The following is a 671-nucleotide window of genomic DNA, read 5'->3' on the forward strand; positions in this document are numbered from 1 at the left end:
GGATGTTGATTTGAAACAAACGCGGTTTTATCAAGAGGTTTTCACAGAAGGAAAACAAGAAGGTTTTGAAGAAGGGCATGAAGAAGGTGATAAATCCGCCCGCTTGCGCATTGCCCACAGTTTGCTTGACATCATTCAAGATGATCGCGTGTTGGCGCAACATACTGGATTGACTGAATTAGAAATTCAGCAGTTGCGGAAAGAAAAATAAACTGCACTCGGCGCAAGTGATGCTAACCAATTTGAGCGTCACTTGTCGCCAATGATTAAAGTATGAGGTTACAGTATGGTGGAGTTAAACGCTGAATAATGACACCTAGAAAAGGTAATAACACTTGCGAACTGACACACTGTTTTATCGTTTATTTCAGGATTGGCCGGGGCTGGTATTGGAATTAGCGGGGCTGGATCCTACTCTGCCGGGCTATCAATTGCAGGCCCCGGAAATTAAACAAACCGGCTTCCGTTTGGATGGCGTGTTAATGCCGCCGGCGGCGCGCCCTGAGTTGCCAATTGTGTTTATTGAAACGCAATTTCAATATGACGCTGACTTTCATGGGCGGTGGTTTGCGGAGTTGTTTTTGTATTTGTATCGTCATTCAACTGAGCGCGAATGGCGGGCGGTGACGTTATTTGCAAGCCGTAAAACTGAACAGGGACCGCAGCGCCGC

At 46.6% G+C, this 671-nt stretch carries 1 protein-coding gene and 1 pseudogene; both read left to right on the forward strand.

Annotated features, from left to right (window positions below; genetic code table 11):
* Window positions 1-211: pseudogene (locus HUK38_RS14675) on the forward strand (hypothetical protein); the annotation flags it as partial.
* A 124-nt stretch (window positions 212-335) separates the two neighbouring features.
* Window positions 336-671: DUF2887 domain-containing protein (locus tag HUK38_RS14680; protein ID WP_182584734.1), on the forward strand; the 336-nt coding region annotated here is incomplete at its 3' end.

It is taken from the genome of Thiospirillum jenense, assembly GCF_014145225.1.
Lineage (GTDB): Bacteria > Pseudomonadota > Gammaproteobacteria > Chromatiales > Chromatiaceae > Thiospirillum > Thiospirillum jenense.